This is a genomic window from Vibrio sp. 10N.222.49.C9 (assembly GCF_041474985.1).
In the GTDB taxonomy this organism is placed as follows: Bacteria; Pseudomonadota; Gammaproteobacteria; order Enterobacterales; family Vibrionaceae; genus Vibrio; species Vibrio crassostreae_C.
On sequence record NZ_JBFRVD010000724.1, the window covers coordinates 1 to 241 of the forward strand.

Sequence of the window (241 nt, forward strand, 5' to 3'; positions counted from 1 at the left end):
GTGATAGATAGCGCAGCAATGACAAACTTTGTAAGGTCGCTATCAATGCTAGAAGCCGCAATAATCGAAGGGACATACATATCGGTGAAACCCACTAGAACCGTTTCCGCAGCGGCTGTTGCTTCAGGAAGGTTTAGCATTTCCAATACTGGTACAAAAGGAGCACCCAACCAAGTGAATATCGGAGTGGCTTCTGCAATGATCAAACCTACAGTACCGACAGCCATAACCACAGGTAAAA

Annotated in this window: 1 pseudogene; it reads right to left on the bottom strand. The window is 45.6% G+C overall.

Annotated features, from left to right (window positions below):
* A pseudogene (locus AB4585_RS25270) lies at nt 1-241 on the bottom strand (YjiH family protein); the annotation flags it as partial.